Source organism: Pseudarthrobacter sp. H2 (assembly GCF_050157045.1).
Lineage (GTDB): Bacteria > Actinomycetota > Actinomycetes > Actinomycetales > Micrococcaceae > Arthrobacter.
This window is the reverse complement of the sequence record NZ_CP189594.1, coordinates 3069947-3094129: the sequence shown is the minus strand read 5'-3', so window position 1 is coordinate 3094129 and position 24183 is coordinate 3069947. Positions and strand designations below refer to the sequence as shown.

At 66.3% G+C, this 24183-nt stretch carries 23 protein-coding genes and 2 pseudogenes; 8 read left to right on the top strand and 17 right to left on the bottom strand.

Annotated features, from left to right (window positions below; all coding sequences use genetic code 11):
• Positions 1-101: 101 nt before the first annotated feature.
• Both ACQCSZ_RS14510 and ACQCSZ_RS14505 read left to right on the top strand, forming a co-directional pair.
• A pseudogene (locus ACQCSZ_RS14510) lies at positions 102-238 on the top strand (putative quinol monooxygenase); the annotation flags it as partial.
• A complete protein-coding gene (locus ACQCSZ_RS14505; protein WP_427008353.1) occupies positions 224-424 on the top strand; it encodes a helix-turn-helix domain-containing protein in 201 nt (66 codons plus the stop codon). The pseudogene ACQCSZ_RS14510 and the gene ACQCSZ_RS14505, both read left to right, overlap by 15 nt.
• Here the strand turns inward: ACQCSZ_RS14505 and ACQCSZ_RS14500 are convergent.
• From ACQCSZ_RS14500 to ACQCSZ_RS14475, 6 genes and pseudogenes are all read right to left on the bottom strand, one after another.
• Positions 410-981 (bottom strand): annotated as a pseudogene (locus tag ACQCSZ_RS14500) (MOSC domain-containing protein). The gene ACQCSZ_RS14505 and the pseudogene ACQCSZ_RS14500 overlap by 15 nt on opposite strands.
• 91 nt (positions 982-1072) lie before the next feature.
• Positions 1073-1444, bottom strand: coding sequence for a TfoX/Sxy family protein (locus ACQCSZ_RS14495; protein ID WP_427008352.1), 372 nt, complete (start codon positions 1442-1444; stop codon positions 1073-1075).
• A gap of 194 nt (positions 1445-1638) precedes the next feature.
• Positions 1639-2091, bottom strand: a complete 453-nt coding sequence (locus ACQCSZ_RS14490; RefSeq protein ID WP_427004447.1) for a DUF4383 domain-containing protein — start codon at positions 2089-2091, stop codon at positions 1639-1641.
• Between the two features lie 219 nt (positions 2092-2310).
• On the bottom strand, positions 2311-3009 hold the full coding sequence (locus ACQCSZ_RS14485) for a hypothetical protein (RefSeq protein ID WP_427004446.1): 699 nt from the start codon (positions 3007-3009) through the stop codon (positions 2311-2313).
• 144 nt (positions 3010-3153) lie between these two features.
• Positions 3154-3381 carry a Wadjet anti-phage system protein JetD domain-containing protein gene (locus ACQCSZ_RS14480; protein ID WP_427008351.1) on the bottom strand — a complete coding sequence of 76 codons (228 nt, stop codon included), beginning with the start codon at positions 3379-3381 and terminating at the stop codon, positions 3154-3156.
• 217 nt (positions 3382-3598) lie between these two features.
• Positions 3599-3907, bottom strand: a complete 309-nt coding sequence (locus ACQCSZ_RS14475) for a hypothetical protein (protein ID WP_427004445.1) — start codon at positions 3905-3907, stop codon at positions 3599-3601.
• 92 nt (positions 3908-3999) lie between these two features.
• Between ACQCSZ_RS14475 and ACQCSZ_RS14470 the strand changes: the two genes are divergently transcribed.
• The 4 genes from ACQCSZ_RS14470 (at position 4000) to ACQCSZ_RS14455 (ending at position 6351) form a co-directional block, all read left to right on the top strand.
• Complete coding sequence (locus ACQCSZ_RS14470) at positions 4000-5208, top strand: acyltransferase family protein (RefSeq protein WP_427004444.1); 1209 nt, start codon at positions 4000-4002, stop codon at positions 5206-5208.
• 100 nt (positions 5209-5308) lie between these two features.
• The gene (locus ACQCSZ_RS14465; RefSeq protein WP_427008350.1) at positions 5309-5629 is read left to right on the top strand and encodes a putative quinol monooxygenase; all 321 of its coding nucleotides are present in this window, start codon (positions 5309-5311) and stop codon (positions 5627-5629) included.
• A gap of 195 nt (positions 5630-5824) precedes the next feature.
• Positions 5825-6028 (top strand): antitoxin MazE family protein, encoded by a 204-nt coding sequence (locus ACQCSZ_RS14460; RefSeq protein ID WP_427004443.1) that lies wholly within the window; start codon positions 5825-5827, stop codon positions 6026-6028.
• Complete coding sequence (locus ACQCSZ_RS14455; RefSeq protein ID WP_427004442.1) at positions 6025-6351, top strand: type II toxin-antitoxin system PemK/MazF family toxin; 327 nt, start codon at positions 6025-6027, stop codon at positions 6349-6351. Before ACQCSZ_RS14460 ends, ACQCSZ_RS14455 begins: the two co-directional genes overlap by 4 nt.
• Before the next feature lie 100 nt (positions 6352-6451).
• On the opposite strand, the gene ACQCSZ_RS14450 is transcribed toward ACQCSZ_RS14455, so the two are convergent.
• The 11 genes from ACQCSZ_RS14450 to ACQCSZ_RS14400 form a co-directional block, all read right to left on the bottom strand.
• Entirely contained in the window at positions 6452-6988 is a 537-nt protein-coding gene (locus ACQCSZ_RS14450) for a hypothetical protein (RefSeq protein ID WP_427004441.1), read from the bottom strand.
• Complete coding sequence (locus ACQCSZ_RS14445) at positions 6985-7254, bottom strand: DUF1778 domain-containing protein (protein WP_427004440.1); 270 nt, start codon at positions 7252-7254, stop codon at positions 6985-6987. The genes ACQCSZ_RS14450 and ACQCSZ_RS14445 overlap by 4 nt, the downstream gene beginning before the upstream one ends.
• Before the next feature lie 87 nt (positions 7255-7341).
• Positions 7342-7560, bottom strand: coding sequence for a hypothetical protein (locus tag ACQCSZ_RS14440; RefSeq protein WP_427004439.1), 219 nt, complete (start codon positions 7558-7560; stop codon positions 7342-7344).
• 114 nt (positions 7561-7674) lie between these two features.
• Positions 7675-8976: a diguanylate cyclase domain-containing protein gene (locus tag ACQCSZ_RS14435; protein ID WP_427004438.1), complete on the bottom strand. Its 1302-nt coding sequence runs from the start codon at positions 8974-8976 to the stop codon at positions 7675-7677.
• A gap of 333 nt (positions 8977-9309) precedes the next feature.
• On the bottom strand, positions 9310-9660 hold the full coding sequence (locus tag ACQCSZ_RS14430; protein WP_427004437.1) for a hypothetical protein: 351 nt from the start codon (positions 9658-9660) through the stop codon (positions 9310-9312).
• The gene (locus ACQCSZ_RS14425) at positions 9657-9932 is read right to left on the bottom strand and encodes a hypothetical protein (protein ID WP_427004436.1); all 276 of its coding nucleotides are present in this window, start codon (positions 9930-9932) and stop codon (positions 9657-9659) included. The genes ACQCSZ_RS14430 and ACQCSZ_RS14425 overlap by 4 nt, the downstream gene beginning before the upstream one ends.
• Positions 9933-10017: 85 nt before the next feature.
• A complete protein-coding gene (locus tag ACQCSZ_RS14420) occupies positions 10018-11283 on the bottom strand; it encodes a Wadjet anti-phage system protein JetD domain-containing protein (protein ID WP_427004435.1) in 1266 nt (421 codons plus the stop codon).
• Positions 11273-14680, bottom strand: a complete 3408-nt coding sequence (locus ACQCSZ_RS14415) for an ATP-binding protein (RefSeq protein ID WP_427004434.1) — start codon at positions 14678-14680, stop codon at positions 11273-11275. The genes ACQCSZ_RS14420 and ACQCSZ_RS14415 overlap by 11 nt, the downstream gene beginning before the upstream one ends.
• Complete coding sequence (locus ACQCSZ_RS14410; RefSeq protein ID WP_427004433.1) at positions 14677-15321, bottom strand: DUF4194 domain-containing protein; 645 nt, start codon at positions 15319-15321, stop codon at positions 14677-14679. The genes ACQCSZ_RS14415 and ACQCSZ_RS14410 overlap by 4 nt, the downstream gene beginning before the upstream one ends.
• Positions 15318-16760 (bottom strand): DUF3375 domain-containing protein, encoded by a 1443-nt coding sequence (locus ACQCSZ_RS14405; RefSeq protein WP_427004432.1) that lies wholly within the window; start codon positions 16758-16760, stop codon positions 15318-15320. Before ACQCSZ_RS14405 ends, ACQCSZ_RS14410 begins: the two co-directional genes overlap by 4 nt.
• A gap of 124 nt (positions 16761-16884) precedes the next feature.
• On the bottom strand, positions 16885-17202 hold the full coding sequence (locus tag ACQCSZ_RS14400) for a hypothetical protein (RefSeq protein WP_427004431.1): 318 nt from the start codon (positions 17200-17202) through the stop codon (positions 16885-16887).
• Positions 17203-17212: 10 nt separating this feature from the next.
• Between ACQCSZ_RS14400 and ACQCSZ_RS14395 the strand changes: the two genes are divergently transcribed.
• Both ACQCSZ_RS14395 and ACQCSZ_RS14390 read left to right on the top strand, forming a co-directional pair.
• Positions 17213-22147, top strand: coding sequence for a beta strand repeat-containing protein (locus tag ACQCSZ_RS14395; protein ID WP_427004430.1), 4935 nt, complete (start codon positions 17213-17215; stop codon positions 22145-22147).
• A 73-nt stretch (positions 22148-22220) separates the two neighbouring features.
• Positions 22221-24110 (top strand): O-antigen ligase family protein, encoded by a 1890-nt coding sequence (locus tag ACQCSZ_RS14390; RefSeq protein WP_427004429.1) that lies wholly within the window; start codon positions 22221-22223, stop codon positions 24108-24110.
• The last annotated feature ends 73 nt before the right edge of the window (positions 24111-24183 follow it).

Below are 24183 nucleotides of genomic sequence, written 5' to 3'. Positions count from 1 at the left end.
CTTCCATCAAGGACATCCAATGCAATGTCGCACCACGCCGAAACTCTCGTGGCTCAACTTGGCGGAGACGGGTATGACCAAATTGTGGGGACGAGCCAACCCAGGGCAACCTCTGGTTCGGCTGGTCCCGCAGCGTGAGGACCCCAACGAATTCATCCTCGTCGAGGCGTTCAAGGATGACGCCGCCGGCGACCACGTCAACAGCGCGCACTTCACCAAAGCCATGGCAGACATGCCGGGACGCAATGATGTATTTACCGGCATGGCATCGGTGCAAAAAGCCTTCGCCCTCCTCGACGGCGTCGCCTCGGACCAGCGCGGGCTGACCGCCAAGGAAATCGCCGCAACGCTCGAGATTCCGCTGACCACCGTCTATCGGCGCGCACCTCAGCCGAGGAACCCGCCGGCGCTACGGCAAGTGTGAAGGTCGCAGCAGAGCTGCGGTGCCTGCATGACCGGGCTCGAGCGGCACGGGACTGACCAGGACCGCCGGCCAACGGTGCAGGAAGCCGTCGGAGAGCGGCCGGCAGCGGAGCCCACCCCGCCCGCGCGTGGCGGCGTGGGCTCCGGGGGGCGAGCACCCGGTCCATCCACGCACAAGGATGCGCAGTACGCCCGCCCCTGATCCGAACCAGCGCCCCCGCGACTCCAGCGCGAAGTCCTCTCCAATGAGGGGAGCCAGGTGGGCGCCTCTCAGGACGACATTGCGCCTCGTGAGCGGCGGGTCAAAGGGCCCAGCTCCCAGCTCCGCGGCCAGGGACTCAAGAGCCTCGACAGCCATCAAAGTGACGGCGGCGTCCATATGGGCGGCTTTGCCGAAAACCGATCACCCACGATGCCCTTGCCCGCCACCAGCTCGACTTGGTCAGCATCTGTCGTGGGGACTTCCGCAGCCCTCTGGCGGGCACGGCCGAAATAGGCGTGCGCCGGGGACACGAGCAGATGCAGGACCTCCACGTCATACCGGTAACTTGCCGTCATGGCTTAAAAACTATCAGCGGCCGCGCTCACTCCCGGCAGCGCCCAAGCCGCCAGACTGCCAGTGGGAGAACCGGCAGGGCAGATCCCGCCCTTATTTCCGGGCCCGCGGGGGTTTCGGGGCCTTCGGCGGCAAACCGGCGACGTAGGAATACGCCCTCGCCACCCACTCCGCGGTACTGTCGTCGTCGTCGTCGTTCTGCCACGAGTCCGGCAACCCGACGTAATCCCGCATCGGCCGTTCCGCGGGCCCGAAGGGCACCGTCGGTTCGTTCGCCTCGAGTTCGGTGCGGTCAGCCGCGGACAGCCGGACGCCGACGGTCGGGCCGAACAGGCCGGCGAACATGTTGCCGTTGACGAACGCCCCCAGGTTGCCGAACATCGGCTTGATCACGATCTCGGGGTGGGGCGGCACGGCGGCCCGGAAACGCTCCTTGTCTGTGTCGGACGGTTTGGGCATCTGCATGTCGGCTCCGGTATCGCTGGTGGTTCCGTGTATCAAGCGTGGACTGCCTGCAGGATATGCCCGTTCCGGACGGCGGTCGAGGGGCCGCCGGAAACGAGCAGCACACGCCGACGGCGGGAGCCACCTACGGTGGTCCCGCCGTCGAATGCCGCGCTGCGGGCGGCAGGCACGCCGCCGGCCCGCGCCGGAACGGGTTACCGCGCCCGGTTGGTCCGGCCCCTGGTCAGGATCAGTGCCAGGGCGATCATGCCGATGCCCAGCAGCAGGTGGAGCCAGTTGTCGAAGCCGTTCAGCGGCACGAAGTTCCCGGCCGATTCCTGGTCAACAACCAGCCCGTAGATCCAGAGGACAAGGTAGATGGCCCCGCCGAAGAGCAGGTAGGAGCGGGAGCCTGTTGCGGTCCGGGCCAGCGCCAGGCCGGCGACGCCGAAGAGCAGGTGCACGATGTTGTGCAGCACCGAGACCTGGAACAGGCCCAGCAGCATGGCCCCGGAGTCGTGCCCGGCGAACTGGAGCTGGCTGTACTGGCTGGTGATGCCCGGGACGAAGCCGAGGACGCCGACCAGGAGGAACACGGCACCGACGGCCAGTGTTGCCTTCTGAACGTAGGTCCGCCCGGCGGTACGGGTGTTGTGCAATGTTGTCATGATGGTCTCCTTTGAATGTTCGGTATGCGGAGATGCGGACGGGAACCGTTGGAACCCTGTCATGGCACCTTGCCCGCTGCTGCAGCCGGGCCGGACGGCCCGCGGCTGCAGCAGCTTGTACCTGCTATTCGGTCCCGGCCGGGCTATGGATGGCTGCCTCGTCCGTTTCCGTCGCAGAGGCCGTCACAGGTGCCGTTTCCGTCACAGTGGCGTGCCGGCTTAGTGCTCTTCGAGGACGCCGCAGACAGCCGGGTCCGTCGCCTCTGCCGGGAGGTTCGGGTTCAGCTCGCTCGCGCCTTGGGGGCTGCTGAAGCTGTACTTGCCGTTTCCGTCGTAATCCTGGCCGTGGATGACCAGAACGCCCTTACCGTCGCGGATGGCGTCTGCGATCTGCTTGGCGGTGCCGAGCCCGCCGTGGCGCCCTGCTCCCGCAACATCGGTAAAGTCAATGTTGTTGCGGCTGTAGTTGTATTTGCCGTCCTTCGACACCGGGAAGCGCGTGACGTCCAGGAAGCTGGCGGGGGTGGTGTCGCCGGTGGTATTCAGGGACACGACAACCGGCCCATAGGCGGGCACGCCCTCAAGGGTGGTCAGCCGCCCGTCTTTGTTGGTGTCCAGCTTGAGCGTCGGGCACTCGTTCTCGGCCTGCTTGCCGAAGTGGATGTGCTGGGCGTGCGGTGCGTCAGGAGTCAGGCCCCTGGCGTGCACCTCGATGTGCTTGATCGTTTGATTGCTAACGACGGCGGTGGCGGTGCCGGACGCCCCGGAGCCGTTGAGCTGCCGCAGCTTGGCGCTCAGGGTGACGGTTTTCTCGTCTGATTTCGAATCATGGGCCTGCACGGGCCCGGCTGCCAGTGTGGTCGCGGCGATCAAGGCGACGGCTGAGGCCCCAAGGGCCACTACAGATTTGCGATTCACAATGCACTCCTCGGTCAACGGCCAGTGAGGAGATCCCGCTGGTCTCATGTGATTCGGAGCACACGGTGCCGCGGATTGGTGTGAGCAGTGAATACCGCTCTCGGCGCTACGGCAGGAGTCTCCCGAGTGCCCTGTCCCAGGGGATCAGCTCCTGCTCGAGGCGGACGGCCGGTCCACGGGCGTCACCGCCCGGGCGGCGTAAAGCGCGGATTCCTCAGTAGTCAGCCTGGTCAGCTCAGCCCGGGGCGGCGAAGGCTCGCTGCCCCAGGCATCGAGGTGGGCCAACAGCGTGGCCTCATCCATCGGCACGCTGGCCACATGCGGATGCACTGCCCGGATTTGATCCAGGATCCGGAAGCCATGGGTGTCCAGGTCACCCCAGTAGAAGACCTCGTAGTCCCGCAGCCACTCAGCGGGGGAATCGGCCGGGGGAGGGCGCCGTCCGGGTCCTCGCGGGACTTGAGGAACGCGAAGCCCTCCGATTCATTGAGGATCAGGTACAGCCCCGCACGGGCACGTAGTCGCGGACATGGGAGGCCAGGGCAATCAGCGACTGCCGGATCATTTCATGAGAGTGGCCGGGCAGCGATCACCGGTCGGGTTCAAGGTACCTCTTGGCCGTGGCGACCTTCATGTAAAGCCTCAAGCTGCCGCCCCCGGTGGGAACAAACCCGTGGCTCGTGTACCACCCGACCAAGCCCGGGTTGTCGGCGTCGACGACAATGATCTGGCCTCCGCCGAGCTCAGAGGCATCCATGATGGTCTCCAGGGCTACCCGCAGAAGCTGCCAGCCCCACTGGTTGACTTTGTCGCCGTGCATGGAACGGTCGAGTGCAAGCTTGGCCAGTAACCAGGCTGGGGTGTTGCGCAGTGCTTTCCGTTGGAGCGGCTTCGGCATGTCATCCCGGACCACAAGAGTCAGGCAGATGGCGAAGAATCCTATGACCCGCTCATCCGCCCCGGGCCGGGGGTATGTAACGAACTGGTAACATGGGGCTAATGCGGTATCAGTCTGGTCAAACACGAGTCACGCAGCTGGATGGCCTCAGGGGGATTGCCGCCCTGGTGGTGGTCGCCTGCCATGTACTGTCAACCCTTCCGGGAATCGGGAGTGTTGTATCTGGCAACCGGTCCGTGGGCTTCAACACCGCGGAGATGTGGGCTGTTTTCTCTCCGCTGCACGTCCTCTGGAACGGCACTCCGGCTGTCCACGTCTTTTTTGTGCTCTCCGGCTTCGTCCTGGTCCTGCCGTTCACCAGGCCGGGCGCGGTCAGGAATTGGGCGCAATACTACGCCAAGCGTTTTTTCCGCCTTTACTTACCGGCCTGGGCATCCCTGGCGGTGGCCGTCGCGTTGATTACCGTCATTCCCCGCACCGCATCGCCGTTGCAGAGCCCCTGGGCGGACATGTACGTGATCGACCCCAGCGTGGGCCAGGTCTTCAAGGACGGACTGCTCCTGCTGAACGCGAGCACCATCAACACCCCGCTGTGGTCCCTCAAATGGGAAGTCGCGTTCTCCCTCCTGCTCCCGGCCTACGTCTTCCTCGCCCTCCGCTGGCGGCGCTTCTGGCACGTGAAAATCGGCCTTGCACTGCTGCTGGCCGCGGTGGGAGCCCTGCAGGACCTGGAGTGGCTGTCCTATCTCCCGATCTTCGCCATCGGGGCCATCCTCGGCGCCGAACGTGAGCGGATCCGTGAGCTGACCCAATCCTGGCCCCGCTTCGTCTGGTTCTTCGTGGCCGCCGGGGGCCTCTTCCTGGCCAACGCGGAATGGATCAGCCCCGAGCAGCCGATCCCCGGCGTCGAGGCCGTTGTCACGGTGGGCGCGACACTGATCGTCCTGCTGTTCGTGTCCTGCAGATCGGCCAAGAGGCTCGGGGACACCGCCGCGGCGCAATGGCTGGGCCGCGTTTCCTTCAGCCTCTACCTGGTGCACCTTCCGATCATTCTTGCCGGCGTCACATTGCTGAGATCATTCTCGCTTCCCCTGGCTCTCGCCGTCTCCGTGGCCGCCTCGTTCGTGGCCGCCGAGCCGTTCCACCGCTACGTGGAACAGCCCGCCCACCGGCTCTCGATAGCCGTAGGACGGGCCGTGCAGTCCCGGATCCGCAGGGAAGCCCGCGCGGACAAGCCACCCGTCCGTCCCGCGGCAGAGGCGACTTCGAGGCACCTGGTAAAGAGCTCGGCAGCCACCTGAATTGGCCTGCGTTCCCACCCCGCGATGGCCCGCTTGGGCGAATGGCTCATCCGGGGCAGACTTCTTGGGTACCCACTCAGCGCTGGAAAGCAGGAACCCGATGATCTTCATCGTCGTCAAATTTAACGTCAAGCCGGATTGGACCGACCGCTGGCTGGACCTGACCCGCGACTTCACCGAAGCGACCCGCAAGGAACCGGGCAACATGTGGTTCGACTGGTCCCGCAGCGTGGACAACCCGAACGAATTCGTCCTGGTCGAGGCGTTCCAGGACGACGCAGCCGGCGACCACGTCAACAGCGAACACTTCACCCAGGCCATGAAGGACATGCCGCAGGCCCTGGTGGAAACCCCGCAGATCATCAGCGAAAAAATCGGCGCGGACAGCTGGGGCCGGATGGGCGAACTCACCGTCGCGTAGGCAGGCAGGCAGGCTGAGGGTCGGGTAGCACCACGCGCCTGCGCGAGTAAGGCGTTCGACCCGGCGGCGGGCGGTGCAGCGAAAAGCACCTCCCGCCGTCGGGCGTAAACGGATGGCGCCCGGTCAGGGGCGTTGACCACGGCGCCGGACACCAACTCAGTGACAAGGTCAAAGTGTTACATGTAACATTGACCCATGAGCGTAAGGGATCGTGTCGCCCGGCACCGGGCTGCCATGCGCGAGCGAGGTTTCCGGCAGATTCAGATGTGGGTGCCAGACGTGCGAACGGAAGAGTTTAGGCGTGAGGCGCGGCGCCAGGCTCTGGCAGTTGCCGTTTCTGACCGGGCCGGCGACGACCAGGATTTTATTGAACAGATTTCGGAAGACTGGCCGGAGTGAATCGTGGTGAACTGTGGACGGTGTCAGGCGGAACTTATGCGCAAAAGCCCAGGCCGGCACTCATTATCCAGGATGACCTGTTTGCGGCATCGGAGTCGATCACACTTCTGCCGCTGACGTCCCACCTGACTGACGCCCCGTTGCTACGCCTGACGGTGGATCCCGGACAGTTGACCGGTCTGGAGCGAGTCAGTCAGATCATGATCGACAAGCTCACAACGGTGCGACGCGTCAATCTCGGGCAGCGGATAGGCCGCATAGACTCCAAGACAATGGTTTCGGTTGAGCAGTCGCTTGCTGTCTTTCTCGGCCTGGGACGCTGACGGCCTCCGTAAACCTCAACCACCGGGGGCTCAGGTGCCGTGGATTTGATGTACGCACTGAATTCAAGAATCCGTGGGGTCCGATCTGGTGGTGCCCGCATCAGTCGTCGGCCGAACCGAGGTACTTCCTGGCCGTGGCGACCTTCAGGTAAAGCCTCAAGTTGCCGCCCCCGGTGGCAACAAACCCATGGCGGGCGTACCAGTCAACCAAGCCCGAGTTGTCGGCGTCGACCACAATGATCTGGCCTCCGCCGAGCGCAGAGGCATCCACGATGGTCTCCAGTGCTGCACGCAGAAGCTGCCACCCCCACTGGTTGACCTTGTCGCCGCGCATGGAACGGTCGAGTGCCAGCTTGGCCAGTAACCAGGCAGGAGCGTTGGGCAGTACTTTCCGTTGGAGCGGCTTCGGCACGTCATCCCGGACCACGAGAGTCGGGCAGATGGCGAAGTACCCTACGACCCGCTCATCTGCCCCGGGCCGCTTTTCGAGAAGCAGATAGACCATGCTCGATCCATACTCGACGGACTGCCTGGCGTGCTCGTTGAGCCACTGGTTGTACCCCGGTTCGCCGCAGTCGAAGGCCCCCAGGTCAAACCCGGGGGCCAGCTTCGCCGTGCGGTAAGTCGGTTTGCTCATCGTCCGATGAGCCTCGGCAACTTCGACAATGCAGCCAGCTCCGGGGAGTCGTCCGGAACGTCGAGGGATGCCATCATTGCGTCGAAGACCTCGGGAGCCATGAGCGTGACATCGGACCGGGCGATAACCTTTTGCGCCGCCTGGCGGGCGGCGTCGGTTACGAACGCCGACCTGGTCACATGGAGAAGTTCGGCCGCTGCCGCAATGAGCCGATCTGTGGCCTCATCCGTGCGCAACTCCAGGCGACGTGATTTCGTGATTGCCATAGTCTGTACCTCCAAAAGCTACTGTACGGCATTTGTACGGACGCGGGTAGGGGACGTGTGTGCGGAATCCCGGGGACCTGTCACCGTTCAGCTGCGGGTGCGGCATCCCGCCCGCTCGGCGAAGGCATCCAGGGCTTCGAGCATTTCCGGCGCCCGCCAGAACCGGCCCTTCTTGAACTTGTCCACGCCGACGACGATGCCCGCTCCTTCGAGAGCGTCCAGGGCGCGCTTCTGGCGCCTGTAGTCCAGGCCCAGCTTCGATTCCAGGACGGCGGATCTGTCAGGATCTAAAGTGGATTCTGACATTTACACCGCTAACTGTCAGAATCCTGCGGGGATTTTCTCATGTAGCCATCGCGGACCGACGTGGGCGAGCCTGATGTTTTGGCCTGGGCGATGCCCATAGCCCCGCTTTCCACGTCAGCTGAAGTTTTCGTACCGGGCTTTTCCACCATGCTTCGCCCGGTACATGGCCGAATCCGCCTGCCGAAGCAACTCGGTGACGTCCGCCGTGTCCGCGGTCCTTTGGGCGACGCCCATGCTCAGGGACACCCGCAGGGACCGCCCACCAATCAGGAACGGCTCGCTCAGCGCCTCGTAGATCCGTTCGGCCACGCGCCCCGTGGCCGGGCTGCCGTCGTCGTTATCCACAACCACGACGGCGAACTCGTCGCCTCCCAGCCGGGCCACCAGGTCGTGGCCGCGCACGCTGGCCCGCAGCCGCCCCGCCAGCTGGACCAGCAGCGCGTCGCCGCCCCCATGGCCCAGCGAGTCGTTGACGTCCTTGAAATCGTCGATGTCGATGAACAGCAGGCCCTCGTGCCGGGTCCTGAGGTCGCTGCCCGGTTCGAACGATGCCGCAAGGCGCTCAGCCAGGGCCGCGCGGTTGGCGAGCCCGGTGAGGTCATCGTGCGTGGCCCGGTACGTCAACGTCCCATGGCTGTCCTGGAGTGCGGCGGCCATCCCGTTAAAGGCAACCGCCACCTCACCCAGCTCATCACGCCGGGAAACGTCCAGGCGGTGGCTGTAATCCCCGGCCTGCAGCTTGAGGACGCCCCGGCGAAGGCTGTTGACGGGGCGCATCAAATCCTTGACCATACGACGGCGGAAGTACAGGGTGGCGCCGACGGCCACGACGAAGAGCCCGGACCTGCCAACCACCAGGAGACCCTCGAGCTCGCGCGTGTCCACGAGACCCCTGTTCAGCGCCGCCAGGGAGGAATGCTGGATCCCCGCCAGCTTCGCCCGCACCTTCGCGCTTGCGGCCGCGAACGCGGGAGCGTTCGCCGCGTTGTTCCCCGTGAGGCCCAACACCTGGTCACCCCAGAGGCCGCCCTTCTCCAGGCCGGCCTGCCAGTCCTGCTGCGCCGCGGACAGGGCCTCGGGCCGGCCTTCGTCCGCAGCCTGGACCACGGAGGCTGCACCAAAGAGTGCCTCAATATCCTCCTGCTCCAGGATGAACGCCTGCCTGTTTACGGGTGCCGCTGACAGCAGCTGGTGCCCCAGCTGCTCATGCGTGTCAAGGGCGGCGGCCAGCTCCGCGACGCTGCCGTACTCGGCCTGGAGCCGCCCGGTCGCAGCTTCCATCTCGCTCACCACGAACCGGACTCCCACGACGGTGACGGCCGCGCCGACGAACAGGGCAAGCAGCATCAGCGTGAACGCCCCGGACCACTCACGCTGCAGGCTCCACGAGCGGGGCGGGGTGGGGGCTCTATTCATGGGTGTCCTCGGACCGGGGTGATGTTATGCCTAAACTACACCGCACTTCCTACAATCGGGTTTCGACAGGCTCGGTTTCGACGGGCTCAACCACGCGTCGGTGATCGAGGTTGTCGAGATCCAGAAGCCCCGCAGTGGTTTCGACAGGCTCAACCACCCGGTTTTGGCAGGCCCGGTTTCGACGGGCTCAACCACCGGGTTGCGGCACGTGCGGTCTCGACATGCTCAACCAACGGGTTCGACAGGCGCTGTTGTGGCGCCGCCAGAACTGGCTCCTCTTGAACTTGCTAACGCCGACGAGTTCATGGGGTTTATCTTGAGCTGATTCTGAGCCTAACTGGCGAGCTTCTTGTGGTGTTCCAGCAATAGGTGCACGGCTTCGCGAATGAGCTCGGACTGCGGCTTACCCAGTTCCGTCACCAGTTCCATAAAAGCCCGGTATTCGACATCGGCGATCCGTCCACGCACGGTGGCGGATTCGCCCGGTGTCGAGTCCCCGACGCGGGGCCGGCCGCGGCGTATGGCTTGCCTGATGGCAGCATCACCGCCGTACTCTCGCAATAGGAATGCGCGCCCAGAAGCAGCGGCGTCGCTGCCGAATTGTACAGCAGCCACCCCCAGGGGCGAGTCGCCGGTCAGCCGATCGGCCAATGAATCGTAGTCCGTTTTCCTCTGATCAGTCACGGCTGGTACTCCTCCCGGAATCGCTTGAATTTTGGACCGAGTGTCATTGCATGGAACACGACGGCTTCTTTCCCTGTGCCAGGAAAATCGTTCACGAGGATTTCCAATTCACGGTCGGTCTGATCATGAGCCGGTCCAATAAACAGCATAATCCGGCCCTCCTGCGCCTCGCCCTCCAGTTCGGCCTCAAACGTTGCATTTAGGATGGCATGGATCTGGTCGGCCCTCGGGATCCCGTGTCTCTCGCTTGATCCGACCCACTTCGGCGCCATGTGCTCATTCTAACATTTTGTAGCCGATAATTGTGGCCGGATTTTCGACAGGCTCAACCGCCGGGTTTCGTCGGTTTCGACAGACTCAACCACCGAGCCGGCGCAGCGCCCAGTCCCAGCGGATCAGCTCCTGTTCCAGCCTGACAGCCGTTGCGAAGGCGTCATTGCGGAGTCTGTCGTAGAGCGCGGACTCACCAGCAGTCAGCCGGCTCAACACCGCCTTCGACGGCGACGGCTCGCTGCCCCATGCATCACGGTGGGCCAGCAGCGTGGCCTCGTCCATCAGCACGCTCACCACATGCGGGTGGACCGCGCGGAGCTGGTCCAGGATCCGGAACCCGTGGGTGTCCAGATCGCCCCAGTACAGGACCTCAGAGTTCCGCAGCCACGCGGCGTCACGCAGCGACGAGAACCCGTACCCGCCGCCGTAGATGGCCAGGGTATCGGGGCGCTCTGGCAGTGCCAAGAAATTCACAAGGTTCTCGGTGACGATCACGCGTTGAACGGGCAAGCTCAGGGTGCTGAACGCCTCGGCCGTGACGGTCAGGTCCCGCGCCTTGCCCAGCAGCGGCAGCCCGGGGTCCAGCGCCCGGAACCTGACGAGCTCCGGCGGGTGCAGGAAACCGTGCCGCGCCGCAAAGCGCGACGCCGGTGTCCGTTCCGCGGCCTGGCCCAGCAGGGACCCCGGCACCGCGGCCACCTCCGGAAGGCCCTCATCCTCCGCGGCATCGGCGGGGAGCGGCGGGTCTGCCCGCAGCTCCGCCGCCAGCTCGCCGATGACTTTCCGGTGGTTCTCGATGAACTTCGTGTGCACGCCGGGGAGGCTCAGCTGCCGCACGTATATGCCAGGCTCGGGATGGTCCTGCAACCACAGGGCCACCCGGCCGGCGGTCAGCGCGTCGGACCCGAGTTCCAGCAGTTTGAGCGGCCGTTTCAGCGCCCACCCACGAAACGAGGCGTGCTGCGCGGCCAGGCCCTCGCCGAGCTCCACGAACCGGGCCGCCTCTTTTGTCTTGCCCACAAACGCAATCTCGTCGTCCGCGGAGGCGAACACCGCCGCGGCCGGCAGCTGGTTGGCCCCCACCGTAGTGCGCCCTACCTCTGTGGTTTCCAGGCTGAATGGACCGACGGCGGCGAACAACTCGGCTGCCCACGCACTCGCCGCAGCGTAGTCACTCCGGAGCGTCGCCGCCGTCGGACGCTTCAGGGAGCGGCGGCGCGGATACACGCCGCTCGGGTCCAGCAGTTCGCGCAGCAGCTGGCCCCGGGACCATGCGGCGAGGGACAGCCCGCGCAGCTCGGCCAGGGTCGTCCAGCCCTGCGGCCGTCCGGCAGAAGCGTCAGCCGGCACGCCGGTCCCGTTCGTCCCGGTATTCCTGGATGGTCATGTTGCGCAGCTGCGAATCATCGCCGTTGGTGTTCGCCACGAAGCCCACATGGGCCACAAACGGTTCGATCACATGGATCTTCTGCAGGGGAGTGACGATCAGCAGCTGGAGCTTCATCCGCTGGAAGAGTTCCAGACCGTAGCGCGCGGACTCGTCGGAACCGCGGCCGAAGGCCTCATCGATGACGACGAACCGGAAACTGCGGCCGGCGCCGGAATTCTTGCCTGCATTCCGGCCGGCGCCCTGCCCGGAACCAAGGCCGAACTGGAACGCCAGCGCGGCGGCGAGGATGGTGTAGGCGAGCTTTTCCTTCTGGCCGCCGGACTTGCCGCCCGAGTCGGTGAAGTGCTCGAACTCCTCCCCGGTCTCGGTCCACTTCTCGGAGGCGGAGAAGGTGAACCAGTTCCGCACATCCGTGACCTTGGCCGTCCAGCGTTCGTCGAGCGTGGTGTAGCCGTCCCGGCCGCGGAAACGCTCGATCAGCCTGGCCACCTGCAGGTATTTCTGCTCCGAGTACTGTTCCTCGTCGCCGATGGTGCCCTCCGAGCAGGCCCGCAGGTCCATGCCGAACTGGCGGACGTCCAGGTCCGTGGTGTTCTGGTGCTCGAGCTGGATGTGGCGGCCGGTGTTGTACTCGATCCCGGCCAGGGAGAGGTTGATTTCGCCGATCCGGTTCACGATGTCCTGCCGGCGGCTGTCCAGGAAGGCGTTGAACGCCACCACCTCGTGGATGGTGTTCTGGTTGAGCGAGTCCTTGAAATGGGCTTCGAACCGGGGCAGGTCGTTGCTTACCAGCTGCTCCAGGAGCCGGTTGTAGTCCCCGGCGGCCTCGAGGGCGGCATCGATTTCGGTGGTCTCGTTGGGGTATCTGTTGCGGAAGTCAGCCATCTGCCGCACCGTGGTTTCCGCGGTGCGGGCGATCCGCTTGACCAGCGCGTCGATGACGTCCGTCAGCCCGGCCCGTACGGTGCTTTCCACCGCCGCGGTGTTCTTGTACGTCAGCGGCTTGTCCCCGAGCGCGCCGGCGGCGAGCTTTCCGACGGCGGCCAGCACGCCGGCGTCGTCCGTCAACGGCTGCTCACCCAGCACGGCAGCGCATTCCTCGATCGCGGCGGCGATCTCCTTGGCCGCTTCCTCATTGGCGCCGATGCGCTGCTGGAGTTTGTTCGCATGGTCCTCCAGGCGCCCCAGCCGGGCGGACATCTCCGTTTCCCTGGCGGCCAGCTGCTGCAGGACATCGCTGGCGGACTCGAGGTCGCTCTTCTCCTTCTTGAGGTCCTCGATGCGGCGGGCCGTGAGCTGCCAGCTGATCTCGGCGAAATCCGCCACGGACCGGACCGTGCCGAGCTGCTGGTTCTGCCTCCCGAGCGCGCCGAGGTAGTGGTCCACCTTGCCGAGCCGGGCGGTGTTGCCCTGGAGCTGGCCCCGGACCTCATCCTGCTCGGCGAGGAAGCGGGTGACCTTGTCCTGGTTGTCCCAGCCGAGCACATAGTTGCGCCGGTCGGCCAGGTCCCGGCGGTCGTCCTTCTCATGCCGGCCGCGGCCGCCCTTGAGCTGGCCGTTGAGGGTCAGGGCCTTCGGGTAGCGGCGGAAGTCGTCCAGGTTCCCGCAGCAGAAGTAGTCGAACCGGCTGCCGAGCTCGTCGAGGAGGAAGTCGCGGAACGGCGTGCCCTGCTTGATGGCGATTTTGGCCGCCAGCGTTCCGGGTTCGGCTGCCCTGGGGGAATACGATTCCCCGATCTTCAGGTACACCAGCCGGCCCCGGAGGTTGTTGGCGTCCACCCATTTGCTTACGGCCTGATAGTGCTCGGAGGGTACCAGCAGCGAGAGCGCGAAGCCGTGGAGGGTGCGTTCCGCGGCGCCCTCCCACTCGGCTTCCCCGTCGCGGACCCGCAGCAGCTCGCCGGCGTAGGGCAGCGCGTTCTCCGGGATGCCGGTTCCGTCACACAGCCGACGGCGGAGCTCCAGCTGGGGCCGCGGCAGCAGGTTGGGGCGGGACTGCAGGCTGGTCAGTTCGGCGGCGATCTCGGCGGCGCGCTCGGTGAGCGTGGTCCGCTCGATGGTCAGCGCGGTGCGGCTTTCCTGAAGCCCGCGGGAGTTCTCGCCGAGCTCCGCTTCCACCTCGGCGAGCCGGGAACGGTTGGAATCGAAGAGGACCTTGTCCTGCGGAACCTGCAGTCCCAGGCCGGCGGCCGCTTCGGTGTAGTTTTCGAAACGCTGCCGCTGGGTGCGGGATTCCTCGGTGAGGCGGGTGGCCTCGGCGTCGATGGCGGCCAGCCGGCCGCCTCCGTTGCTGCGGATGTCCTCCTTGACGGCGGAGAGATCGTGGCGCAGCTGGCTCATTTCGGTGGACAGCTTGCCGCCGTCCTCCCGCAGCCGGACTCCGGTGCCCGCCAGCTCCGCCTGGTGTTCCAGGCTCAGCTTCAGCCGCCGGTCCGTGAACCAGGGGTGCAGCTGGTCCCGCTGGGTCCGGGTCTCCTGGTCCTCGCGGCTCAGCCGGGCGTGCTGGGCGGAGCCCTCCTTGATGGGCGTCAGCAGGCCGATCTGGTCCTTGGCCCGCAGCACGGCGTCGTGGGCCTTTTTCAGGTCGTCGAAGTGGTGGATGAGGTTGCCGATCCGCGCCGCCACGTCGTCTTCCTCGAGCATGTTGGTGCGCACGAAGTGGGTGATGTTCTCCACCTGCTTCATGGACACGGTGCGGTGGAACAGCTCCATAGCCTGGTTCCCGCTGATGCCGAACTGCCGCTTGAACGCCGCGGCGTAGGGGTCGAAGGAGTCATGGACGGTCACGCCCGCGGTACGGAGCTTCTTTTTCAGCTTCGCCGGATCCTGGCCGAAGTTGGCGAAGTCCGCCGCGATGGACTGGTCAGTCTCGGCGAGGGAGTAGAACCGGTTGGGCTGGCCGGCCTCCTGCATGGCCCAGAGCGTGACGGCCAGGGTGACGGACTTGTCCAGCACCGCGTTGTGGAAGACGCCGAGCACCACGGTGAGGGTTCCCGTCCCGCGGAGCGCCACGGGCTTGGAGTATTCGCCGCCGGTGCTGCGGGTGCTCTTGTGGAAGCCGCGCACGTAGGACATCAGGGTGCGTTCCTTCTTCTGCGCGCCGGCGGCCTTGTTGTACTCGATCCGGTGGGCGGGAAGCAGCAGGGTGGTGATGGCATCCACCACGGTGGACTTGCCCGAGCCGATGTCACCGGTCAGGAGGCTGTTGGCGCCGTCCAGCCGGAACGTGCGGATCCCCTGGTGGAAGGTGCCCCAGTTGAGCAGCTCCAGACGGTGCAGCCGGAAGCCCGGGGGAGTACCGGCGTCGTCCGCTTTTTCCTCCAGGCTGAACAGGGTGTCCTGCAGTTCGGTTGTCATTTGCTTTCCACTTCTTTTGCCTCGGTGCCGGTGCCGGTGCCGGCGAGCGACGTGAGGTAGTCCGCCAGCCGCGCGTCGAACTCCTCCAGCCACTGCGCGTCCACGTACGCCTTGAGGATGCGGGCCACCTCGTAGGTGCCCGCCTGTCCGCGCATTTTCCGCAGGAAACCCAGCTCCACCACTTTCTTGATGTTGGCGCCGAGCTGGTCCAGGATCCGTGCCTCGTTGCTGGACTCGGGTAGGAAGACCGACACCATGTCAGCGATGTCCTGCTCCGTCATGATGAGGCGGAGCTCGCTGCTGTTGGTGTCAAACTCCAGCATCCGGCCGCGCAGCAGGGCCAGCAGCAGGCTCACATTGAAGGTCAGCTGGCGGCGCGCGATGAGCCGGGGCAGGTCGCCGTCCGGGTCCTCCCGTGACTTCAGGAACGCGTAGCCCTCGGATTCGTCGAGGATCAGGTCCAGCCCCAGCACGGCAACATAGTCGCGGACATGGGAGGCCAGGCCGATCAGCGACTGCCAGATCTTCTCGTCCGCTTCGGCGTAGACCACGCCCTTGAAGAGCCGGGTGACGACGCCGGGAAGTTCCTCCGGCGTCCTGGTTTCCGAAGCCGTGGCTTCCGGCGTCTGGGCGGGGTTCATGCGGGCCTTCCAAAGATGATCCGGTCGATGGTCGCTTCGCGGATGCTTCCGTCCGGCAGCGACCAGGACAGTTGCTGCGTGGCGTCGGGGTTGATGTCCGCCCAGTCCGACTCCGTGGCGAGCTGGTAGTAGGCGACGACTTCCGCCAGGCCCTGGGACAGCGGGTAGGCGTCGGTGATGTCCGCCAGGGTGGCCTGTTCCGCGTCGGCCAGGACGGCGTCGATGTTGGCCTTGAGCCGCTCCGTGTCCACATGGAACTGACTGAACAGGGCGCCGGCGTCCACGTCCGCGTCATCGGCGGCAACGACGTCGTCGTCCACCATCACCTTCCGGCTGGGCTCATACAGGGGCCGTTCGAAAGGCAGTGCCACGTCCACGGACGGGGCGGCGATTTCCATGAAAACGCCCGACGGCGGCAGCTCGCGGGTGGACAGCGCCCCGGATTCGATGCTGCGGATCAGCTGCATGATGCGTTTGTTTTCCAGGAAGACCTTGTCGTCGAGGAGCCGGCGCATCTGCTGGGAGAGCTGGCGGACCGTCGCCTGGGTCTGCTCGACGGCGGGCAGCCAGTCCTGGTGCAGCCGGGTCACGGCGTGGAGGTTCTCGGCGCCGGCCAGCGCCTCGATCCGGGTGGCCCGCTGCAGCAGGTCCCGGAGCTCGGTGCGCAGCTGCGGGGACATCAGGTAGTCCCAGAAGCCCTGGAACGTCCGGCCCTGCAGGGAGCTGCTGATGTCCTGCTGGTTGGCGAAGATGGTCTCCAGGAGCTCGCCCTGGGACCCGTCCCACGTGGCGATCTGTTCGCGGACCTGGCGGTCCAGCTTGCGGAAGTTCTGTTCGACCTCGCGGAAGTCCGCGAGCAGGTCCCGGGCCAGCGCGGTCAGCTGCTGGAAATGGTCCAATGCTTCGGGGGTGCTCATGACGCGGATGTTGCCGTCGCGGATGCGCTGCATCTCGGCGTCGATCCCGTCGCGCTGGCGCTGGAGCTCGGCAAGCCGCACCTCCGGATCCGTCTCGGACTGCTGGACCAGGGCCTTGAGGACGGCGAAGATGCTGGTCAGCCGTGACTGGGTGGCGACGAAATCCCGGCCGCGCAGGCTCTCCACCCAGTGCACCACATCCTCCGCGGCGGGGGTGAGGTCGTAGCGGGGCTCGTCCTGGCCCGGCACGTAGTATTTCCGCAGCCACGCACGTTCCGGCGCGGCCCAGTCGTCGAGATATTCCGACGCCGGTCGCGGGAACCTGTCCTCTCCGTAGGCATCCCGCAATCCAAACAGCACATCATCCAGGGCGTCAATGAGTTGCTGGCGGCCGATGTTCCGCTGGTTCGGCTCGGTAAACGCCGTCATGAAGAAGCAGACCGCCAGCGGGCCATTCTGGGCACGAAGCAAGGACCATCCCGCGTGGTTTTCACGAAGCGAATTGATCGCGTAGTAGTCCATGGTGTCCTTGGTTGCGGCTCGGTTGCGGTCTGGTTGCGGCGTCCCCGGCCTGGCGGTTTTCCCTCTACCTAAGCTACCTTCAACCGCCGACAATTTCTGTGGGGGAGCAGTGGGGGCGGCCGGATTACTTCACGTTCAGACCCGGCTGCCCCATTTCTTGGAAATCGGAGCCGGAAAGGGCACAACACATTCCTGCGTCACACGGTGAAGCTCCTCGTAATAAGTGAGAGTCAAATTGCAAGTCACAGGTTACGATTTGCAAAGTCTGGCTCAGCAGACTTTGGTTGCGCAGCTCCGGCTGACGCATGAACTTTTGGGGGATGTACATGCTCGCGACGACGAGTCGATTCCGCCTGCCTGCCTTAATAAGTGCAGTTCTGGCGATATTAATGATGCTGGGCATGGTCCCGGCCATCGCAGTCGATACGGCTTCGGCCTCCATCCAGGGGACCATGACTGCTCCCGCTGGGGTGAGCGTCGCCGGAACCTCTGTTTATGCCTACACCGAGGCCTCGCAAGGCCAGATGGGCCAGCCCGCCAGTGTGTCACCGGACGGCAGCTACAAATTCACCGGTCTCGCGGCGGGATCCTACAAACTCCAGTTCTCCGGACGGGGCAGCGGTGCCCTTGATCAGTGGTACCGGAACGCCGCCTCGTTCAACACCGCCACGGCGGTGACCGTCACCGAAGGCCAGAATCTCACGGGAGTCGACGTGACCCTGGCCAAGGGCGCCACGATCAGCGGCAAGGTCACCGTACCGGCAGGCGTCATTCGTTCCAACGTCTACGTCAGTGCCTCTCCGGTTGCCTCGCAATGGCAAATGGGCCAGTACGTGAGCGTGGAATTGGACGGCAGCTACAAAATCACGGGTCTCGCGGCGGGATCCTATAAACTCCGGCTCTCCGGCGGGGGCAGCGGCGCCCTGGAGCAGTGGTACCAGAACGCGGCCTCCTTCGACACGGCAACTGCCGTGACAGTCACCGCAGGGCAGGACCTCACCGGTGTTAATGCCACCCTGGTGAAGGGTGCCTCGATCAGCGGAAAAGTCACCGTACCGGCAGGCGTCAATCTTTCGAATTTTTTCGTCAGTGCCTCCTCGACAACCTCGCAAAGCCAATTGGGTCAAACCAGCCTGGCGCCGGACGGCAGTTACAAAATCGCGGGACTGGCGGCGGGATCCTATAAACTCCACTTCTCCGGCTGGAACAGCGGCGCCCTGGAGCAGTGGTACCAGAATGCCGCCTCCTTCGACACGGCAACGGCCGTGACAGTCACCGCCGGGCAGGACCTCACCGGTGTTAACACCACCCTGGTGAAGGGCGCCACGATCAGCGGAAAAGTCACCGTACCGGCAGGCGCCAATCTTGCCAACGTTTCCGTCAGTGCCTCCTCGGCGGCCACACGCGGCCAAATGGGCCAGTCCGGCGTGGCACCGGACGGCACCTACAAAATCATCGGCCTGCCGGCGGGATCCTACAAACTCCGGTTCTCCGGCGGCGCCCTTGAACAGTGGCACGAGAATGCCGCCTCGTTTGACACGGCCACCGCCCTGACCGTCACCGCCGGGCAGGACCTGACCGGAGTCGACGCCACCCTGATGAAGGGCGCCACGATCAGCGGAAAAATCACCGCCCCGGCCGGCGTCAGTCTTTCCTACGTTTCCGTGACTGCCTCGTCGGCGTCCTCACAAGGCCCATCGGTTCAGTCAGGCTCCGTGGCACAGGACGGCAGCTACAAAATCGCCGGCCTGCCGGCGGGATCCTACAAGCTTCGGTTCTCCGGCTGGAACAGCGCCGTCCTGGAGCAGTGGTATGGGGGCGCCACCTCGTTTGACACCGCCACGGCCGTGACCGTCACCGCCGACCAGGACCTCACCGGAGTCGACGCCACCCTGGTGAAGGTCGCCACGATCAGCGGAAAAGTCACCGCCCCGGCCGGCGTCGAGCTTTCCCGCGTTACCGTGAGTGCCTCGTCGGCGGCCTCACAGGGCATGTGGGGCCAGTTAGCCTTCGTGGCATCGGACGGCAGCTACAGGATCACGGGCCTGCCGGCAGGATCCTACAAGCTCAGGTTCTCCGGCTCGAGCAGCGGTGCCCCTGACCAGTGGTACCCGAACGCCGCCTCCTTTGACACGGCCACGGCCGTGACCGTCACCGCCGGCCAGGACCTCGCCGGTATCAACGCTGCCCTGGTCAAGGGCGCCACGATCAGCGGCAAGGTAATGGCCCCCGCAGGCGTGGGGCTTTCCGGGGCTTACGTCGGTGCCTCCTCTGCGGCCACAAACGGCCAAATAGGCCAATCCAGCGTGGCACCGGACGGCAGTTACAACATCGTCGGCCTGCCGGCCGGATCGTACAAGCTCCAGTTCTCCGGCTCGAACGACGGTGCCCTCGGGCAGTGGTACCAGAATGCCGCCTCCTTTGACACGGCCACGGCAGTGACCGTCACCGCCGGACAGGACCTCGCCGGCATCAACGCCTCGCTGGTGAAGGGCGCCACGATCAGCGGCAAAGTCACCGCCCCGGCAGGCGTCACTGTTTCCAACGTGCGGGTCTCAACCTGGTCGGCGTCCTCAATGACACCGGTGGGTCAGTCCGCCAGCGTGGCACCGGACGGCAGCTATAAGATCCTCGGGCTGCCGGCGGGATCCTATCGGCTCCAGTTCTCGGGCTGGGACACCGGAGCCGTGGAACAGTGGCACCAGGATGCGCTCTCCCCTTACCAGGCCACCGCCGTCACCGTCACTGCCGGCCAGGACCTCACCGGCGTCAACGCCAGCTTGACCAAGGGCGCCACGATCAGCGGCAAAGTCGCGGCCCCGGCCGGCGTCAGTCTTTCCAACGTTTCCGTCAGTGCCTCTCCGGCGGCCTCCCAAGGTCAGCCGAGTCAATACTCCAGCGTGGCACCGGACGGCAGTTACAAGATCACCGGCCTGTCGGCGGGATCCTACAAGCTGCTCTTCAGAGGAGGGGGCAGCGGTGCCGTTGACCAGTGGTACAAGGGCGGTGGTTCCTTCGACACGGCCACAGCCGTGACCGTGGCTGCGGGCCAGGACCTGTCCGGCATCGATGCCGCCCTCGTCAAGGGGGCAACCATCAGCGGAAAAGTCTCGGCACCCATCGGCGTCGAGCTCAGGAAGACAATAATGCGCGGCATCACCGTCGCTGCTACGGAGGTGCGCGTCTATCCTGCGGGCTCTTCCACTACCCAGGTTGCACGCGCCGACGTGGGCGCAGACGGCAACTACCAGGTAATCGGATTGCCTGCCGGATCCTACAAGTTCTTCATTTCCGGTTGGAACACGGGCGCGGCCGACCAGTGGTACGACAGGGCAGCCTCTTTCGAGGCGGCCCGCACCTTGACGGTGGCGGCCGGGCAGGACCTGACCGGTATTAATCCCGCTTTGGCCGCCGGTTCCACAATCAGTGGCAAGATCACCGGAGCCGGAGGCAGCTACACCCCGATCAGTGTGCTGGACTCAGCGGGGGCTGTCGTCAAGGACGGATCCGCCGGTCCCGATGGAACCTACAGCATCGGCGGCCTCGCGGCAGGGTCCTACAAAGTCGCCTACAACCGGGCCAGCGGCTCTTCCCTCGCCGAGGCACAGTTCTACAACAACAAGCCGGAATCCGCGGGTGTAAGCGCAGCGCAGACGCTGACCGTCGGGGCAAGCCAGAAGGTGGCGAATATCGACGCCGCCCTCATCACCGGCGGCTCGATCACCGGGACGCTCACGGACAAGGCGGGCAAACCGCTGCCCAACGCGGGAGTGCAGGCCTATACCCGCGATGGAAGCCTCACCACGCGCAGCGGGGGTACCGACTCCAGTGGCAGGTTCAGCCTCACGGGCCTGAGCACCGGCAAGTACTTCGTCGTTGCGCAGTCCGGTGCGGACGGAACGAAGATCTACTCAGGAAACGTCGTCACCGAGGCCAGCGCCACTCCGGTGGCGGTAACCGTCGGCAAACCGACCGACGTCGGCACGCTTTCCTTCGGCTCCGCGCCGCAGGCGTTGACGGGTGCGCCGGTGCCCACGGTCACGGGCAGTATCGTGGCCGGGCAGAAGCTGACGGCGGTCCCCGGTACCTGGGGTCCGGCGCCGGTGGCCCTGGCGTATCAGTGGAAGCGCTCGGGCGTGAACATCCTCGGGGCAACGGCGGGCACTTATGTCCTCACTACGGCTGATGTCGGCAAGACGATCACGGTCACGGTGACGGGGTCCAAGGCCGGGTACACGACGACGGCGAAGACCAGCGTGGCGACGAAGGCCGTCACAGCGCTGCCGGCGTTGACGGGTCCGGTTCCCACGGTCACCGGCACCCCCGTGGCCGGGCAGAAGCTGACGGCGGTTCCGGGTGTCTGGGGTCCGGCGCCGGTGACGCTGGCGTATCAGTGGAAGCGTGCGGGCGTGAACATTGTCGGGGCGACGGCGGGCACTTATGTCCTCACCACGGCTGATGTCGGGAAGACGATGACGGTGACGGTGACGGGGACCAAGGCCGGGTATACGACGTCGGCCAGGACCAGTGCGGCGTCCACAGCCGTCACGGCGCCGCTGGCGTTGACGGGTGCGCCGGTTCCGACGGTCACGGGCAGCACCCTGTCCGGGCAGAAGCTGACGGCGGTTCCCGGTACCTGGGGTCCCGCGCCGGTGACCCTGGCGTATCAGTGGAAGCGTGCCGGCATGAACATCGTCGGGGCGACGGCGGCCACCTACGTCCTCACCACGGCTGATGTCGGGAAGACGGTCACAGTGACCGTGACCGGTTCCAAGGCCGGGTACACGACCACGGCCAGGGCCAGCCTGGCGACGAAGGCGGTCACGGCGCCGCCGGCGTTGACGGGTGCGCCGGTTCCCACGGTCACGGGCAGCACCGTTTCGGGGCAGAAGCTGACGGCGGTCCCCGGCACCTGGGCTCCGGCGCCGGTGACCCTGGCGTATCAGTGGAAGCGTGCGGGCCTGAACATCGTCGGGGCGACGGCGGCCACTTACGTCCTCACCACGGCTGATGTCGGGAAGACGGTCACAGTGACCGTGACCGGTTCCAAGGCCGGGTACACGACCACGGCCAGGGCCAGCCTGGCGACGAAGGCGGTCACGGCGCCGCCGGCGTTGACGGGTGCGCCGGTTCCGACGGTCACGGGCAGCACCGTTTCGGGGCAGAAGCTGACGGCGGTCCCCGGCACCTGGGCTCCGGCGCCGGTGGCCCTGGCGTATCAGTGGAAGCGTGCGGGCCTGAACATCGTCGGGGCGACGGCGGCCACTTATGTCCTCACCGCGGCTGATGTCGGGAAGACCATTACGGTCACGGTGACCGGTTCCAAGACCGGGTACACGACGGCGGCCAGGACCAGCGCAGCCACCAAGGCCGTCACGGCCGGGTAGGTCCACCGGGCACAGCGTCCCGGCTACCAGTCCGTACACCATCCAGCACCATCCAGCATCTCAAAGGAGACCCGTGCCCGTCCCAAGCCAAGCGTTGGGAAGGGCGCGGGTCTTCGCGCCCCGGGCCTGTGTGTGGCTGCTGGCCTGTTCGGTCCTGGTCTTCCAGCCCGGCGGGCTGTTCCGCTTCACCTGGATCAAGATTGTCTGGCTGCTCCTCGCACTGGGCGCCGGAGCCCTCGTCCCCGCAGGAGGCCGGCTGCCGCAGGGCATCCGGCGGGCCTTGTGGACCACGGCCATCGTGCTGGCTGTCTCCATGGCATTCTCGGCCAACCCGGTGGCCAGTTTCCTGGGGCGCTGGCCGCGGTTCGAAGGTGCGCTGGTCATCACGCTGTACTTCGCCGTCTTTGCACTGGGCGCAAAGGTTCTCGGCGGCCGGGCCGGCGCCGGAAACTGGGCCGCATTCCGCAGCGCCCTCACCCCGGCGGTGGTGATCGTGGGCGCCATCAGCGCCTTCGAGGCAGCCGGCTTCCGGCCCCTGGGCGGAGCCGCCGACCTGCGCCCCGGTGCCACCCTGGGAAACGCGACAGACCAGGGGATCATCGGCGTCATGGCGGCCGCGGTGCTGGCGCTCCCGGCCCTGCGCGGCCGCAACTGGCCGGCCCGGATCGGCCTGGCGGCGGCGGTCCTGACGACGGTGCTGTCCGGTTCCCGCGCCGCGATACTCGGGCTGGCCGCCGTCGTCCTGGTGCTCGCAGCGACCATGGCGGCAACACGGACCCTGGGCCGGACCCGGGCCCTGCTGGGCGGCGCTGCCGCGCTCATCGTGCTGGCCGCGGCCGCCGTCGCCATTCCGGTGGCCCGGGAACGGCTCCTCAGCGCCGACACCGTCAACGGCCGGTGGCTCCTGTGGGAGGAGACCCTGAACCTCGTCCTCGACCACCCGTGGGCCGGGGTGGGCCCGAACGGCCTCGTTGATGCCATCACCGGCTACCACACGCTGGATTGGGCCGTCCGGGTGGGCACTGCGTTCCCTCCGGACTCGCCGCACTTCTGGCCGCTTCAGGCCGCAGCAGCGGGTGGACTTCCGCTGCTGCTTGGGGCGGCGCTGCTGGCCTTCCTGATTCTGCGCAGCGCCCGGAACGGAATCCGCGCTGCGCCACCGGGCGCCGACCGGGACAATCTCGCCGGCGCTTTGGCTGCCGTGGCCGCCTACGGCCTCATGCTCCTGACCGCGTTCACCTCGCCGGCCACCACTCCACTGGCCGCGTTCATCTGCGGCGGCCTGGTGGCGACGTCGGGGGCTGCCGCGCCCGTGATCCGGCCCGCCGCGAAAGGAACCCGCCCGGCCCGGGGCTGGAAGTCCTTCCCCGCCGGAGCAGTGGCGTCGGGCCTGCTCGTAGCCCTGGGGCTGGGCGTTGCCGTGCCGGCGGCGATTGCCGAATGGCCGATGGCCGCCGCCTCATCGGCCGCCGCGGCCGGTGACCTGGCGACGGCGGAGGGGCAGTTCCAGCGTGCCTACGGCCTGCGGCCCTGGGACTCGGACACCGCGCTGCTGGCGGCGCAGGCCTTCGCCGGACCGGCCGCGGACGGCGACGCCGCAGCCGCCGCCCATGCCATCGAGTGGGCCCGCATCTCCCTGGACCGGACCCCTGGCTCATCCGAGGCAGGTCTCGTCCTCGCCATCGGCTACATCAACAGCGGACGCCTCCAGCAGGGCAAGGACACCCTCGATTCAGTCATCGAGCGTTCCCCCTTCGACTCCGCCCCTTACCTCCATCGCGGCATCGCCAACTTCGGCCTCGGCCATGTTGAGGACAGCATCGCCGACCTCGCCGCCGCATCGGAACGGGCACCGGAGTCAGCGGAACCCTGGACCATTCTGGCCAGGATCTACGGCCGCCTGGGAGAGCCGGAGGCGGCCGGGCAGGCACAGGCCCGGGCCGCGGCGCTCGGCGGACGCTAGGCCGGAGGTTTCTCATGGGGCAACGGGCGCCGGGGATGTCTCCGCGGCCCCCTTGGGGCACCTGCGGCGACAA

Bases quoted from the DNA above. Each gene is read 5' to 3' on its own strand.
- ACQCSZ_RS14395 (WP_427004430.1), top strand. From the start codon at position 17,213: ATGACTGCTCCCGCTGGGGTGAGCGTCGCCGGAACCTCTGTTTATGCC.
- ACQCSZ_RS14460 (WP_427004443.1), top strand. From the start codon at position 5,825: ATGAGCGTAAGGGATCGTGTCGCCCGGCACCGGGCTGCCATGCGCGAG.
- ACQCSZ_RS14400 (WP_427004431.1), bottom strand. From the start codon at position 17,202: ATGGAGGCCGAAGCCGTATCGACTGCGATGGCCGGGACCATGCCCAGC.
- ACQCSZ_RS14415 (WP_427004434.1), bottom strand. From the start codon at position 14,680: ATGACAACCGAACTGCAGGACACCCTGTTCAGCCTGGAGGAAAAAGCG.
- ACQCSZ_RS14425 (WP_427004436.1), bottom strand. From the start codon at position 9,932: ATGGCGCCGAAGTGGGTCGGATCAAGCGAGAGACACGGGATCCCGAGG.
- ACQCSZ_RS14505 (WP_427008353.1), top strand. From the start codon at position 224: ATGGCAGACATGCCGGGACGCAATGATGTATTTACCGGCATGGCATCG.
- ACQCSZ_RS14465 (WP_427008350.1), top strand. From the start codon at position 5,309: ATGATCTTCATCGTCGTCAAATTTAACGTCAAGCCGGATTGGACCGAC.
- ACQCSZ_RS14475 (WP_427004445.1), bottom strand. From the start codon at position 3,907: ATGCCGAAGCCGCTCCAACGGAAAGCACTGCGCAACACCCCAGCCTGG.
- ACQCSZ_RS14410 (WP_427004433.1), bottom strand. From the start codon at position 15,321: ATGAACCCCGCCCAGACGCCGGAAGCCACGGCTTCGGAAACCAGGACG.
- ACQCSZ_RS14405 (WP_427004432.1), bottom strand. From the start codon at position 16,760: ATGGACTACTACGCGATCAATTCGCTTCGTGAAAACCACGCGGGATGG.
- ACQCSZ_RS14445 (WP_427004440.1), bottom strand. From the start codon at position 7,254: ATGGCAATCACGAAATCACGTCGCCTGGAGTTGCGCACGGATGAGGCC.
- ACQCSZ_RS14440 (WP_427004439.1), bottom strand. From the start codon at position 7,560: ATGTCAGAATCCACTTTAGATCCTGACAGATCCGCCGTCCTGGAATCG.
- ACQCSZ_RS14470 (WP_427004444.1), top strand. From the start codon at position 4,000: ATGGGGCTAATGCGGTATCAGTCTGGTCAAACACGAGTCACGCAGCTG.
- ACQCSZ_RS14435 (WP_427004438.1), bottom strand. From the start codon at position 8,976: ATGAATAGAGCCCCCACCCCGCCCCGCTCGTGGAGCCTGCAGCGTGAG.
- ACQCSZ_RS14495 (WP_427008352.1), bottom strand. From the start codon at position 1,444: ATGCAGATGCCCAAACCGTCCGACACAGACAAGGAGCGTTTCCGGGCC.
- ACQCSZ_RS14490 (WP_427004447.1), bottom strand. From the start codon at position 2,091: ATGACAACATTGCACAACACCCGTACCGCCGGGCGGACCTACGTTCAG.
- ACQCSZ_RS14450 (WP_427004441.1), bottom strand. From the start codon at position 6,988: ATGAGCAAACCGACTTACCGCACGGCGAAGCTGGCCCCCGGGTTTGAC.